Consider the following 14,262-nt stretch of genomic DNA (forward strand, 5'->3'; position numbering starts at 1 on the left):
GGCCGTCGAACGGCCCGGGGCGCGGGACCGGCCCGGAGGTGCCGGGCATGCCCACACCCGGGGACGGGCCGACGCCGAGGCCCGGACCACGGTCGACGGCCGTGACCGCGCCCGGAGCCAAGCCGAAGCCCGAGACCGGCACGGAGACTCCGGCCGTACCCGTAACCGGTTCGGCGGCCGGGCCCGACGCGGAGTCGGCGCCCGGAGCCAAGCCGAAGCCCGAACCCGGCGGTACGGGCCCGACGACCGTGGCCGGTTCGGCGCCCGGGCCCAACGCGAAGTCGACGCCCGGAGCCAAGCCGAAGCCCGAACCCGGAGGTACGGGCCCGACGACCGTGGCCGGTTCGGCGCCCGGGCCCGGCACGAAGTCGACGCCCGGGGCCGCGCCCGGAGCCAAACCGAAGCCCGAGACCGGCACGGAGACTCCGGCCGTACCCGTACCCGTACCCGTGGCCGGTTCGGCGGCCGGGCCCGGCGCGAAGTCGGCGGCCGGGCCGCCGCCCGGGGCCGCGGTGGAGCCGGAGACCGGTCCGGAGTCGGCGGCCGGGCCCCCGGCCGGGGGCCTGCCGACGCCCGCGGCGGAGCCCACGGCCGCCCCCGCAGGGACCCCCGTGGCCCCCTGCGAGCCGTTGTCCGGTGACGAGCGGGCGCGGCTGTTGTACGGGGCGCACCACGATCCGCACGCGCTGCTGGGCGCTCACCTGGCACCCGGCGGCGTGGCGTTCCGGGCACTGCGCCCGTTCGCCCGTTCGGTGGCGGTCACCGCCGAGGGGCTGCGGGCGGAGCTGTACGACGAGGGTGACGGGCTCTTCGCGGGGGTGCTTCCGCTGCCGGAGATCCCCGGCTACCGCCTGGTGGTGACCTACGACGACGCCGAGCTGGAGATCGAGGACCCGTACCGCTTCCTGCCGGCCGTCGGCGAGCTGGACCTGCACCTGATCCGCGAGGGCCGCCACGAGGAGCTGTGGCGCGCGCTGGGTGCCGAGCCGATGACGCACGCGGGCGTGGCGGGCACCCGGTTCACGGTGTGGGCGCCGAACGCCCAGGGCGTGCGCGTGGCCGGTGACTTCAACTACTGGGACGGCACCGGCCAGCCGATGCGCTCGCTGGGCGGGGCTGGGGTGTGGGAGCTGTTCCTGCCGGGCGTCGGCGAGGGCGCGCTGTACAAGTTCCAGATCACCCGCCCCGACGGCTCGCACACGATGCGCGCCGACCCGATGGCCCGGCGCACCGAGGTGCCGCCCGCCAACGCGTCCATCGTGCACGCCTCGCACCACCGCTGGCGGGACGACAAGTGGATGGCGCGCCGCGCGGAGCGGCCCGTGCACGAGGCGCCGTTCTCCGTGTACGAGCTGCACCTCTCCTCCTGGCGCCCGGGGCTGACCTACCGGCAGCTCGCCGAGCAGCTGCCCGCCTATGTCACGGACCTCGGCTTCACGCACGTCGAGCTGATGCCGGTCGCCGAGCACCCCTTCGGCGGCTCGTGGGGCTATCAGGTCACCGGCTTCTACGCCCCGACCGCCCGCATGGGCACCCCCGACGACTTCAAGTACTTGGTCGACGCGCTGCACCGGGCCGGGATCGGCGTGCTGATGGACTGGGTGCCGGCGCATTTCCCCCGGGACGACTGGGCGCTGGCGGAGTTCGACGGCCGCCCGCTGTACGAGCACGGGGACCCGGCGCGGGCGGCGCACCCGGACTGGGGGACGCTGGAGTTCGACTACGGCCGCACGGAGGTCCGTAACTTCCTGGTGGCGAACGCCGTGTACTGGTGCCAGGAGTTCCACATCGACGGCCTGCGCGTGGACGCCGTGGCCTCGATGCTCTACCTCGACTACTCCCGCGAGGAGGGCCAGTGGACGCCCAACGTCCACGGCGGCCGGGAGAACCTGGACGCGGTGGCGTTCCTCCAGGAGATGAACGCCACGGTCTACCGCCGCTGCCCCGGCGTCGTCACCATCGCGGAGGAGTCGACCGCCTGGGACGGTGTCACGCGCGCCACGCACCACGTGGGCCCCGGCGGCTTCGGCGGCCTCGGCTTCGGGCTGAAGTGGAACATGGGCTGGATGCACGACTCGCTGGTCTACGTCTCCAAGGAGCCGGTCCACCGCAAGTACCACCACGGTGAGATGACCTTCTCCATGATCTACGCGTACAGCGAGAACTACGTGCTGCCGATCTCCCACGACGAGGTGGTGCACGGCAAGCGGTCGCTGGTCTCCAAGATGCCGGGCGACTGGTGGCAGCAGCGTGCCAATCACCGCGCGTACCTGGGGTTCATGTGGGCCCATCCCGGCAAACAGCTGCTGTTCATGGGGCAGGAGTTCGCCCAGGGCGCCGAGTGGTCGGAGGGGCACGGCCCCGACTGGTGGCTGCTGGACCCCTCGTACTCCGCGGAGGCCGACCACCGGGGCGTACGGGACCTCGTGCGCGACCTGAACCAGGTGTACCGGGTGACGCCGGCGCTGTGGCAGCGCGACACCGTGCCCGAGGGCTTCGAGTGGGTCGACGGAGGCGCGAGCGAGGACAACGTCTTCGCGTTCCTGCGCTATGACGCGGACGGCTCGCCGCTGCTGGCGGTCAGCCACTTCTCGCCCGTGGTCCGCCACGGCTACCCGCTGGGCGTGCCCGCCCGGCACACGGCCTGGCAGGAAGTGCTCAACACCGACGCCGAGCGCTACGGCGGCAGCGGTGTGACCAACCCGGATCCCCTCAAGGCGGAGGCCGTCCGCCACCACGGCCGCCCGGCGAGCGTCACGGTGACGCTGCCGCCGCTGTCGACGGTGTGGTTCCGTCCGGCGTAGCGCCGCCTGGTTCCCGGCGGGTGCCGGGCCCGGACACGGAAGTGCCCCGTACCTCGGCGGAGGTACGGGGCACCGGATCCGGGGCGGAGGTCAGACGCGTTCGTCCGCCTTCTTCTTGTCCGCCTTCTTCCCGCCGGCCGCGACCGGGGCCGCGGCGGCCTGCGGGCCGCGGCGCGGCAGGAGGAGGGTCACCACGACCGTGCCGACGCCGAGGATGACGGCGCCGATCACACTGGTGTGGGCGACGGAGTCGGCGAACGCCTTGTGCACGGCCTCGACGATGCTCTGCGCCTGCTGGGCACCGAGCTGTGCGGCCTTCTCCGCGCCGATCTTCGGCGCGGCACCGGCCGCGACCTGCTTGCCGGCCTCCTGGGCGACGTACAGGCCGGCGCCGACGGAGTCCTGCGCGGCGGAGAGGGCCTTCTCCGGCAGCTTCGGGCCGCCGCCGGCGGCCACCTTGGCGGCGGCGTCGGCGAGGTTGGAGGAGTAGGTCTTGGCCAGCACGGTGCCGAGGATGGCGATGCCGAGCGAGCCGCCCATCTCGATCGAGGTGCTGTTGACCGCGCCGCCGACGCCGAGCTGGTCCTCGGGGAAGGAGCCCATGATGGCGTTGGTGCAGGGCGACAGGGACAGGCCGATGGCCAGGCCCAGGACCATCAGCGGCACGACGAAGTCGTTGTAGGTCGAGTCCGCGTCGACGCGGGTGAGCAGCGCGATGGCGACCGTACCGACGGTCATGCCGAGGGCCACCGTGATCTTCATGCCGAACTTCGGCGTGAGGAAGGCGGTGAGCGCGCCGCCGACGAACACGGCACCGGCCAGCGGCAGCATCCGCACACCCGTGTCGAGCGGCGAGTAGCCGAGCACGAACTGCAGGTGCTGGGTGAGGTAGTAGAACGCGCCGAAGACGGCGAGGAAGAACAGCGCGACGGCCAGCGTGGAGCCGGCGAAGGCGCGCTGCGCGAAGCGGCGGACGTCCAGGACCGGGCGCGGGTGGCGCAGCTCCCACAGGACGAAGCAGACCAGGCCGACGCCGGCGAGCACGGCGGCGCCGATGGCCTTGGCGCCCCAGCCGAAGTGCGGGCCCTCGATGATCATGTAGATCAGCGAGCCGACCCAGATGACGGACAGCAGGCCACCGATGTAGTCGATCTTGTCGACGCCGGTCGCCTTGGACGGCGGTACGAGCAGCAGGGCGCCGATGATGCCGAGGACGGCGATCGGCACGTTGATGAGGAACGTCGAGGCCCAGCCGTGGTCCTCCAGCAGCGCGCCGGCGACCAGCGGGCCGACGGCGATGGCCAGGCCGGCCGTGGCGGTCCAGATGGTGATGGCCTTGGCGCGCTCCTCGCGCGGGAAGGTCGCGGCGAGCAGCGACAGGGTCGCCGGCATGATCATGGCCGCGCCCACGCCCATGGCGGCGCGTGCGGCGATGACGCCGGTGGAGCTGTCGACGAGCGAGCCGGCCACGGAGGACGCGCCGAACACGACGAGGCCGAGGACGAGCGCGCCGCGGCGGCTGTACTTGTCACCGACGGCGCCGAGGATCAGCATCAGCGCGGCGTACGGCACGGTGTAGCCGTCGATCACCCATTGCAGGTCCGAACTGCCGAGGCCGAGGTCCTTGACCATGTCCGGGGCCGCCACCGTCAGCGACGTGTTGGCCATGACGATGATCAGCAGGCTCAGGCACAGGACACCCAGTGCCGCCCAGCGCCTCTTGTACGGACCGTCCATCTCGTCGACCGGAGTCGACATCGCGAGGCCCATCGGCCCCCCTTTCGGAATCTTGCACACTACTGTGCAATTACACACCGCTGTGCAATTTACGCGTCTGCCCAGCCGTGTGCAAAATGAACCCAGCGGACCGCCGCGATTTCGCCGGTGGTGTCCGGGGGACGCCCGATCGAGAAGAGACCCAATGGCCGGCAGAGCGGACGCCAATCGCCGCCGCATCATGGACATCGCGCTGGTCGAACTGCTGCGCGACGCCGACGCGAGCATGGATCAGATCGCCCGCGCGGCGGGCGTCGTACGGCGCACGGTCTACGGGCACTTCCCCAGCCGCGAGGCCCTGATCGGCGCTCTCGTCGACGACGCCGCCGAGGCCGTGGGCGCTGCGCACGCCGCCGCCCTGCGCGACGTCGCCGACCCGGCCGAGGCGCTCGCCCGCTCCATCCTGGCCGTCTGGGAGATCGCCGACGGCTACCGCCTGCTGGTCTCCCTCGCCCAGCGCAGCGTCACCGTCGAGGGCATCCGCAAGCGCCTGGAGCCGGTCCGCCTGGCCGGCGCGGCCGTCCTGCGGCGCGGCCTGGAGGAGGGCCGCTTCGTCTCACCCCTGCCGGCCGACGCCCTCGCGTACGTCCGCGAACAGGTTCTCTTCGGGCTGATGCAAGCCGTCAACGACGGCGCCCTGGCCCCCGAGAAGGCGGGCCGCTCGGCAGCCGTGACCACCCTGACGGCGGCGGGACTCCCGGTGAAGGAGGCGACGGATCTGGTGGCGCGCCTGCCGTAGGGGCCCTCGGGAAGCGGCCCCCGTCAGACGTCCTCCCGCATCAGCCGCAGGTAGACGGCCGAGAACAGGGCGCCCACCAGCAGCAGGAGCAGCGCGACCGCCGTGCCGTAGCCGATCAGGGACTTCAGGAACGCCTGGTCGTACATGAACACCGGCAGGGTCTGGCTGCGGTCGCCGGGGCCGCCTCGGGTCATGGCCCAGATGAGGCCGAAAACCGACAGCGTCTGCAGGGTGTTCAGCATCAGGTTGGTGGCGATGGACCGGCGGATCATGGGCAGGGTGATGTGCCAGAAGCGGCGGACGCCGCTCGCGCCGTCGACCTCCGCCGCCTCCGTGACGTCCCGGGGGATCTCGGACAGCGCGGCGGAGTAGACGAGCATGGAGAAGGCCGTACCGCGCCAGACGTTGGCGAAGGAGACGGCCAGGATGGGCAGGGTGAACAGCCAGTTCTGGGCGGGCAGGTGGAGCCAGTCCAGGACGGCGTTCAGCGTGCCGCGCCGGTTGAAGAAGGTGTAGAGCAGGAAGCCGGCCACGATCTCCGGCACGACCCACGCCGCCACCACGACCGCGCCCGTCAGCGCCCGTACCGGCCGGGAGGCGCGCCGCATCAGCGCCGCCAGCGCGAAGCCCAGGGTGTTCTGGCCGACGATCGAGGACAGGACGGTGAAGACGAGCGTGAGGACCACCGCGTTGCGGAAGCCGTCGTCGGCGAAGGCCCGGCGGAAGTTGGCGAGGCCGACGAACGACGCGGACGCCTGGCCCGTCAGCTGGGTGTCGGTGAAGGCGAGGTAGACGCAGTACGCGATCGGGCCCGCGAGGAAGAGCAGCAGCAGCGTGGTGGCCGGGGCGATCGGCAGCCAGCGCGCCGCGCGCCGGACGGCGGCGGGCACCTCACCGCCCCCCGGCGGTCACGCCGTCGCCGCCCGCGATCGACCGCAGCCGCTCGTCGTAGCGCCGGGCGGCCTCCGCCACGGACGCGTCGCCGGTCGTCACCGACTCCATCGCGTCCCGGATCGCGCCCGAGACCTGCGGATAGACCGGCAGGGTGGGCCGGTAGTGGGTGTTCCTGACCCGCGCGGTGAAGAACTCGATGCCCGGGACCGACGCGCGGTACTTCTCCGTGGCCGCCACGTCGTCCCGTACCGCGATCTGCCCGTCGCGGACGGTCCACTCGGTCGCGTTGTCCGTCGTCTGGAGCGTCTCGATGAGCTGCCAGGCCAGGTCCGGTGTGCCGGACCTGGCACCGATCGCCCACGTCCAGCCGCCCGAGAGGCTCACCTCGCCCGGCGCCTCGCCGTGCTGCGTCGGGAAGGGCGCCTGGCCCAGCACGCGCGACCACCGCGGCCAGGGGGTGCTGCCGGACGGCTGCCAGTACTTGCCGAGCCAGTTGCCGTCGAGGTCGATGGCGAGCTTGCCCCGCGGCAGCCATTCGGTGGTGACGCGGGTGTACACATTGGCGTCGAGGGCGTCGGTGGGCTCGGGGCCGAGCTTCTCGCCGTACACCGTCCGGATGAATTCCAGGGAGTCCTTGAAGCCCTGGCCCCCGGCCACCCACTTCTTCGCCGCCGGGTCGTAGAGGGGATCCTCGCCGGTGCCGTACAGCAGCATCTCGAAGCCCTGCATGGTGGCCGTCTCGCCGGGCCCCTTGCCCGTGTAGATGTTGAGCGGGATGACGCCGGGCACCTTCCGTTTGACCGTACGGGCCGCCTCCAGCACGTCCTGCCAGGTCCGCGGCCGCCAGTCGGCGGGCAGTCCGGCCTTCGCGAAGATCTCCTTGTTGAACCACAGGCCCCGGGTGTCCGTGCCGTCCGGTACGCCGTAGGTTCTGCCGTCCTCCGCCCTGGCCGCCGCCTTCGCGGTCGGAATGAACCGGTCCCAGTCCTTCCAGCCCGCCAGTTTGTCGTCCAGCGGTCTCAAGTACCCGGCCTTGATGTCCGAGTTGATCAGGAAGGTGTCCTCACGGACGACGTCCGGCGCGGTCTTCGGCGACCGCATCATCTGCTGGACCTTGGCGTAGTAGTCCGCCTGCGACGCCTGGACGGGGATCAGCCGCAGCTTCTTGCCCTCGTGCTCGCGCTCGAACCGCTTCTTGATCCCGGCCAGGTACTCGTCCATGATCCGGACCTTGTTGTCGGTACTGCGCTGGTAGACGACCTTCACGGTGTCCGGGTCGCGCCCCGCCCCTCCGCCGCAGGCGGTGAGCGGAACGGCGGCGGCGAACGTGGCGGCGGCGAGGAGCAGAGGAGCGACGGTACGCACGGCGACCTCCTACGAGCCGGGACGGCAACTGAAACGTTCCCGCGCGGGAGGAGCGGCACGCCACCGCGCCCCGTAGCCCGTCCGGGGCACCACATCCAGCCCGCCCGGCGATCGAGGGCCGGGGGTGCGGGGGCGGAGCCGCCGGTTGCGGGAAGGGGCGGGCCGGGGAGAAAGCCCCTACGGCACCAGCCACCGGTACCGCAGCTCCGGCCGCCCCACCTGCCCGTACCGCGGCGCCCGTCCCGCCCGCCCCGTCGTCACCAAATGCTCCAGATACCGCCGCGCGGTGATCCGCGAGATCCCCAGGCACGCCGCCGCGGCGGCCGAGGAGATGCCCTCCTGCCCCGCCTCCCGCAACGCCCCCGTGATCGTCTGAAGCGTCGCCGGGCTCAGCCCCTTCGGCAACGCCGCAGGCCACGGCGCCCGCAGCGCGCCGAGCGCGCGGTCCACCTCCTCCTGGCCGCTCGCCTCACCCGCCACCGCGCGGAACTCCGCGTAGCGGGCGAGCCGGTCGCGCAGGGTGGCGAAGGTGAACGGCTTCAGGACGTACTGCACGACGCCCAGCGAGACCCCTTCGCGGACGACCGCCAGGTCGCGCGCCGAGGTCACCGCGATGACGTCCGCCGTGTGGCCGGCGGAGCGCAGGGAGCGGACGAGCGGCAGCCCGTGCCCGTCGGGGAGGTACAGGTCGAGCAGCAGCAGATCGACGGCCGTCCGCTGGAGGAACTGCGCGGCGTCGCCCCGGGTGTGCACCACCCCGGCGACCGTGAAGCCGGGCACGCGCCGTACGTAGAGGGCATGCGCGTCGGCGGCGACGGGGTCGTCCTCCACGACGAGTACGCGGATCGGCCGGGGGTCCGGCTGCGGTGTGCTCATGCGTGCGCCCCCACTGGTTCGGCGCCCACCCGCAGCGGCAGCCGGACGGTGAACTCCGCGCCGCCGCCCGGGGCTCCGGCGACCGCGACCGTACCGCCGTTGCGCCGCGCGGCCTGCCGTACGAGCGCGAGCCCGAGGCCCCGGCCGTGCGGCGCGGTGCCCGGCGACTTGGTGGACCAGCCGCGCCGGAACACCTCGTCGACGGCCTCGGGCGCGACCCCGCCGCCGTTGTCGGTGACGCGCAGCAGCAGTTCGCCGTCGTCGGCCCGTACGGTGACGGTGACGTGGGGGCGGTGCTCCGGGCCGTGCGGTGTGCGCAGGGCCTCCTCGGCGGCGGCGTCGACGCCGTTGTCGATCAGGTTGCCCAGGATGGTCACGAGGTCGCGGGCCGGCAGGCCGGGCGGCAGCAGGCCGTCGTCGACACGGGTGTCGGGGTCGAGGACGAGCTCGACGCCGTGTTCGTTGGCCTGGGCGGCCTTGCCGAGGAGGAGCGCGGCGAGGACGGGTTCGGCGACGGCGGTGACGACCTGGTCGGTGAGGGCCTGGGCGAGTTCGAGTTCGGCCGTGACGAATTCGACGGCCTCGTCGGCGCGGCCGAGCTCGATGAGGGAGACGACGGCGTGCAGCCGGTTCGCCGCCTCGTGCGCCTGCGAGCGCAGCGCCTCCGCGAAGCCGCGCACGGAGTCCAGTTCTCCGGACAGGGCCTGGAGTTCGGTGTGGTCGCGCAGGGTGACGACCGTCCCGCGGCGCTCTCCGCCCGACACCGGCGAGGTGTTGACGACCACGATCCGGTCGGCGGTCAGGTGCACCTCGTCCACGCGCGGCCCGGCCGCCGTCAGGGCCTCCGTGAGGGCGGGCGGCAGCCCGAGCCCGTCGACGGGCCGTCCGACCACCTCGCCGCTCAGGCCCAGCAGTTCGCGCCCGGCGTCGTTGACGAGCGCGATGCGCCGCTGCCCGTCGAGCATCAGCAGCCCCTCGCGCACGGCGTGCAGGGTGGCTTCGTGGTAGTCGTGCATGCGGCTGAGCTCGGCGGCGTTCATGCCGTGCGTGTGGCGGCGCAGGCCGGCGTTGAGGAGGTACGTGCCGGCCCCGCCGAGGGCCAGCGCGGCCAGCGCGACGCCGAGCAGCCAGCCGAGCTGCCGTTGGATCTGCGCGCTGATCGCCTCGACCGTGATGCCGGCGCTGACCAGCGCGGTGACCCGGCCGCCGTCCGTCACCGGCACGACGACCCGCACCGAGGGCCCCAGCGTGCCGGTGTACGTCTCGGAGAAGGCGCGGCCGCGCAGCGCGGGCCCGGTGTGACCGAGGAACGGCTCACCGATGCGGGCCGGGTCGGGGTGGGTCCAGCGGATGCCGTCCGGATTCATGATCGTGACGAAATCGACGCCGGTGTCGCGGCGCACCCGCTCGGCGTACGGCTGGAGCGCCGCCGCCGGGTCCGTCGAGCGGACGGCGTCCCGTACGCCCGGCGAGGCGGCGACGGCGGCCGCGGCCGCGGTGACCCGGCCGCGCGCGGCGTCCTCGGCCTGGCCGCGGTCGGCGGCGTACGCGAAGGCGGCACAGCCCGCCACCACGGCGGCGACCAGGACGGTCTGCATCGCGAAGAGGCGGCCGGCCAGGCTGTGGGGGCGGCGGATGCGGGGTCTGCGCATGGCGGACAGTCTGACCCGGGCCCGGCCATGAACGTAATGCACGTAAGGGTGACCGCGGTCACAGACCCGTGCATAGTCTCCGGAGCCCCACTCGTCGGGAGAGGGGGCTGCACAGAGCCGCGACGACGAAGAGAGACCCCCGTGACATCCGTGACAGCGCAGTCACCGCCGGGCAAGGACGGCCGGCCGGCTGGCCGGCGGGACCGTACGCACTACCTCTACCTCGCGGTCATCGCGGCCGTGCTCGTCGGCATCGCGGTCGGCTTCGCCGCGCCGGGGGTGGCGGTGGAGCTGAAGCCGCTCGGCACCGGTTTCGTGAACCTGATCAAGATGATGATCTCGCCGATCATCTTCTGCACGATCGTGCTGGGCGTGGGCTCCGTGCGGAAGGCGGCCAAGGTCGGCGCGGTCGGCGGCCTGGCGCTCGGCTACTTCATGGTGATGTCGACGGTGGCCCTGGCCATCGGCCTGGTCGTGGGCAACGTCCTCGAACCCGGCAGCGGCCTGCACCTGACGGAGTCGGTGCGGCACGCGGGCGAGGCGCAGGCCAAGGGCGCGCACGAGTCGACGGCCGAGTTCCTGCTCGGCATCATCCCGACCACCATGGTCTCGGCCTTCACCGGCGGCGAGGTCCTCCAGACCCTGCTGGTGGCCCTGCTCGCGGGCTTCGCCCTGCAGGCGATGGGCCCGGCCGGCGAGCCGGTGCTGCGCGGCATCGGCCACCTCCAGCGGCTGGTCTTCCGCATCCTGTCCATGATCATGTGGGCGGCGCCGGTGGGCGCGTTCGGCGCGATGGCGGCGGTGGTCGGCGCGACGGGCGTGGACGCGCTCAAGTCGCTCGCCGTCATCATGGTCGGCTTCTACATCACGTGTCTGCTGTTCGTGGTCGTCGTGCTCGGCACGCTGCTGCGGCTGGTCGCGGGCGTGAACATCTTCGCGCTGCTGAAGTACCTGGCCCGGGAGTTCCTGCTGATCCTGTCCACCTCCTCCTCCGAGTCGGCGCTGCCGCGCCTGATCGCGAAGATGGAGCACCTGGGCGTCAGCAAGCCGGTCGTCGGCATCACCGTGCCGACCGGCTACTCCTTCAACCTCGACGGCACGGCCATCTACCTGACGATGTCCTCGCTCTTCGTAGCCGAGGCGATGGGCGACCCGCTGTCGCTGGGCCAGCAGATCTCGCTCCTGCTCTTCATGATCGTCGCCTCGAAGGGGGCGGCGGGCGTGACCGGTGCGGGCCTGGCGACCCTCGCCGGCGGCCTCCAGTCCCACCGCCCGGAACTGGTCGACGGCGTCGGCCTGATCGTCGGCATCGACCGCTTCATGAGCGAGGCCCGCGCCCTGACGAACTTCGCGGGCAACGCGGTGGCCACGGTCCTGGTCGGCACGTGGACGAAGGAGATCGACAAGTCCCGGGTGGGCGAGGTCCTGGCGGGCCGCCTTCCCTTCGACGAGACGACCCTGGTGGACGACCACGCGCCGGTGCCGGAGCAGCGGGAGCCGGCGGCGGTGTGACGGCGGGGCCCTGCCGCCGGGCGGCGGGGCCCCGTTTTCCGGATGGCTCGGACCGCCCGGCGGGGCGCCGCTTCCGCGGGGGGGGGTGCTCCGGATGAACGGCCGGGGCCGGGAGGCGCCGCCCCGGATCGGCCCGCGCGGGCTGGGTACTCATCCCACAGCAGCACGTAGCCCCCCGGAGGTGCCATGCCCCCGCTCCCCGCCCGTCTGCCCCGCCGTACCCGTCACCGTCTCGCCGCCGACGCCGCGTTGCTCGGTGTCGCCGTCTCCTTCGCGCTGCCGCTCCTCTGGCTGTTGCTGGCGTCCTTCGACTCCGAGGCGGGGCTGCGGGTGAAGGTGCCCGCCTCCGTGACGGGGGAGAACTTCTCGGCGGTGCTGACGGACGAGATCACGTTCACGCCGATGCTCAACAGCCTGCTGCTCTGCGGCGGGGCGACCGCGCTCACCGTGACCTGCGCGGCCCTCGCCGCGTATCCGCTGTCGCGGTTCCGGTCCCGGTTCAACCGGCCGTACCTGCTCACGATCCTGTTCTCCACCTGCCTGCCGATCACCGCCGTGATGGTGCCGGTCTACGGGCTGTTCGTACGGATCGATCTGATCGACACGGTCTACGGCACGGCGCTGTTCATGGCGACGGCCCAGCTGCCCTTCGCCATCTGGCTGATGAAGAACTTCATGGACGGCGTCCCGAAGACCCTGGAGGAGGCGGCCTGGACCGACGGCGCGGGGTGGTTCCAGACGCTGGCGCGCGTCGTGCTGCCGCTGATGGGGCCCGGCGTCGCGGTCGTGGCGATCTACTGCTTCGTCCTGATGTGGGGTAATTTCTTCGTGCCGTTCCTGCTGCTGCTCTCGCCCGAGCAACTGCCCGCATCCGTCACGGTGTTCACGTTCTTCGGCAATTACGGGCAGGTGGCGTACGGGCAGCTGGCGGCCTTCTCGATCCTGTACTCGACGCCCGTCGTCCTGCTGTACACGCTCATCTCGCGCCGGCTCGGCGGCGGCTTCGCGCTCGGCGGCGCGGTCAAGGGATGACGAGGGACGAGTGGCGCTGCCCAGGGATGAACCGGGAGGAAAAACGCGAAGAGGGGAAGACCCCGCCGCCTGTCCGCTGAGACGGCGGGGCACCCCCTCCGATGGAACCGGCCCTGGATGTCCCCCGTGGATCCAGGGCCGTGGCCGAGCGGCCGGGGCTGTCCCGAAACAGCTGCGGGACGAGCCCTCGCCTTGACTGCGGCCAAGCAGAACGGTACTAACGGGGCCACCTGTCGGCTACTCGCCAAACGCGGCTCCAGGCCGGAGAACGCGGGCACCCGAGGAAAGCCTCATGACCGAACCCGGCGTCGGCCCCAACGCTCCCGGCAACATGCGCACCCTCGTCCTCAGCAATGATCTCGACGAGACCCGGGAGATCATCAGTACCGCCTACAGCCCGTACGAGCTCAGCGTGCTCGGCGACCCCAAGGACTTCTCCGCCTGGTACGCGGAGGGCAGCTTCCCAGGGGTGACGGTGTCGGGGCTGCAGTACGGGGCCGAGACCCTGGTGGCGCCCCAGCCGCTGGACTCCTACCTGCTGGTCTGTCAGCTCGTGCGGGGGCGGGTGAAGGTGCTCTCCCCCGGGCGGGAGGAGCGCGTCGTCGGGCCCGGCGAGACGTACGTCCTCGATCCGTACCGCCGGTTCAAGGTGCACTGGGCGCCCGGCGCCCGGATGACCACGGTCCGGCTCACACGCGAGACGATCGAGCAGGCCGCGGCCGACGCGCTCGGCGTGGAGGGGCCGTTACGGGCGCGGTTCTCGCTCGCCGGCGCGCTCTCGCCCGGGGCCGCGCGGAGCTGGGCCGGCATCTCGGCGGCGGTGCACCGCGAGATCCTCGGCGAGGGCATCGCGCGCACCAGCCCGCTCGTGGCGTCGCAGCTGACGCAGACCACGGCGGCGATGCTGATGGAGACGCATCAGCTGATCACCGACGGGGTGGACGCGCAGCGGCCGGGCGTGGTCGCGCATCCGGCGGTGCGCCGGGCGATGGCGCTCGCGGAAGAGAAGGCCGACCAGCCACTGACACTGGCCGACCTCGCGACGGCCGGCCGGGTCAGCGCCCGCGCCCTGCAGGAGGCGTTCCGCCGGCACCTGGGCACGACGCCGCTGGGGTACCTGCGCGAGGTCCGCCTCGGCAGGGCACACCAGGAACTCCTGACCTCCCGCGGGCGCCCCGACGCGACGGTGGCGCAGATCGCCTACCGCTGGGGCTTCGGCAACCTGGGCCGCTTCGCGGCGGAATACCGGCGCGCCCACGGGCACGCACCGTCGCGGACGCTACGGGGGTGACGTCCGGCCGCGGGCCCCGTTCGTAGGTACGCGCTGAGGCGACCGCGGACGAGCGGCTTCACAGGCCGCCGGCCGTGAGCGGGCGCCGAGACGTACGGACGGGGCGTCCACACCGGGTCGCCCCCACGGGCCCCGGGTCGCCCTTCATGCCCCACGCCCGTAACGCACCCACGCCACCGGCCGGTACAACCCCTGTGCCCATGCCGCCGCCCCGCAGGGCACCGCCCCACACCGCCGAGCCCCCCGCAGGGGCCCATGCGCCCTCAGGATGACGGCGTCCCTCTCAAGGACTACGCGCCGACGCCCCCGTCGGCCTTTTGG

General features: G+C 72.7%; 10 protein-coding genes and 1 pseudogene. 5 read left to right on the plus strand and 6 right to left on the minus strand.

The annotated features are described in order from the left end of the window. Positions 1-589 (minus strand): annotated as a pseudogene (locus tag J7E86_RS24800) (hypothetical protein); the annotation flags it as partial. 22 nt (positions 590-611) lie between these two features. On the opposite strand from J7E86_RS24800, the gene glgB reads away from it, so the two are divergent. Next, positions 612-2,804: a 1,4-alpha-glucan branching enzyme gene (gene glgB / locus J7E86_RS24805; protein ID WP_215084370.1), complete on the plus strand. Its 2,193-nt coding sequence runs from the start codon at positions 612-614 to the stop codon at positions 2,802-2,804. Between the two features lie 90 nt (positions 2,805-2,894). Here the strand turns inward: glgB and J7E86_RS24810 are convergent, their stop codons facing one another. Then, complete coding sequence (locus J7E86_RS24810; RefSeq protein WP_215084372.1) at positions 2,895-4,574, minus strand: MFS transporter; 1,680 nt, start codon at positions 4,572-4,574, stop codon at positions 2,895-2,897. 151 nt (positions 4,575-4,725) lie between these two features. On the opposite strand from J7E86_RS24810, the gene J7E86_RS24815 reads away from it, so the two are divergent. After that, positions 4,726-5,319 carry a TetR/AcrR family transcriptional regulator gene (locus tag J7E86_RS24815; RefSeq protein ID WP_215084374.1) on the plus strand — a complete coding sequence of 198 codons (594 nt, stop codon included), beginning with the start codon at positions 4,726-4,728 and terminating at the stop codon, positions 5,317-5,319. A 23-nt stretch (positions 5,320-5,342) separates the two neighbouring features. Here J7E86_RS24815 and J7E86_RS24820 read toward each other — a convergent pair whose 3' ends face one another. The 4 genes from J7E86_RS24820 to J7E86_RS24835 form a co-directional block, all read right to left on the minus strand. Beyond that, positions 5,343-6,209: a carbohydrate ABC transporter permease gene (locus tag J7E86_RS24820; protein WP_215084376.1), complete on the minus strand. Its 867-nt coding sequence runs from the start codon at positions 6,207-6,209 to the stop codon at positions 5,343-5,345. Position 6,210: 1 nt separating this feature from the next. Next, on the minus strand, positions 6,211-7,578 hold the full coding sequence (locus tag J7E86_RS24825) for an extracellular solute-binding protein (protein ID WP_215084378.1): 1,368 nt from the start codon (positions 7,576-7,578) through the stop codon (positions 6,211-6,213). Positions 7,579-7,755: 177 nt separating this feature from the next. Beyond that, a complete protein-coding gene (locus J7E86_RS24830) occupies positions 7,756-8,454 on the minus strand; it encodes a response regulator (protein WP_215084381.1) in 699 nt (232 codons plus the stop codon). Beyond that, on the minus strand, positions 8,451-10,106 hold the full coding sequence (locus J7E86_RS24835) for a sensor histidine kinase (protein WP_215084383.1): 1,656 nt from the start codon (positions 10,104-10,106) through the stop codon (positions 8,451-8,453). The genes J7E86_RS24830 and J7E86_RS24835 overlap by 4 nt, the downstream gene beginning before the upstream one ends. A 150-nt stretch (positions 10,107-10,256) precedes the next feature. On the opposite strand from J7E86_RS24835, the gene J7E86_RS24840 reads away from it, so the two are divergent. The 3 genes from J7E86_RS24840 to J7E86_RS24850 all read left to right on the plus strand — a co-directional run bounded on the left by J7E86_RS24840 (position 10,257) and on the right by J7E86_RS24850 (position 13,941). Then, positions 10,257-11,618 carry a cation:dicarboxylate symporter family transporter gene (locus J7E86_RS24840; protein WP_215084421.1) on the plus strand — a complete coding sequence of 454 codons (1,362 nt, stop codon included), beginning with the start codon at positions 10,257-10,259 and terminating at the stop codon, positions 11,616-11,618. 186 nt (positions 11,619-11,804) lie between these two features. Further along, positions 11,805-12,650, plus strand: a complete 846-nt coding sequence (locus tag J7E86_RS24845) for a carbohydrate ABC transporter permease (RefSeq protein ID WP_215084385.1) — start codon at positions 11,805-11,807, stop codon at positions 12,648-12,650. 292 nt (positions 12,651-12,942) lie between these two features. After that, positions 12,943-13,941, plus strand: a complete 999-nt coding sequence (locus J7E86_RS24850) for an AraC family transcriptional regulator (protein ID WP_251019635.1) — start codon at positions 12,943-12,945, stop codon at positions 13,939-13,941. Positions 13,942-14,262: the final 321 nt, after the last annotated feature.

This window comes from Streptomyces sp. ISL-11, from assembly GCF_018614525.1.
Lineage (GTDB): Bacteria > Actinomycetota > Actinomycetes > Streptomycetales > Streptomycetaceae > Streptomyces.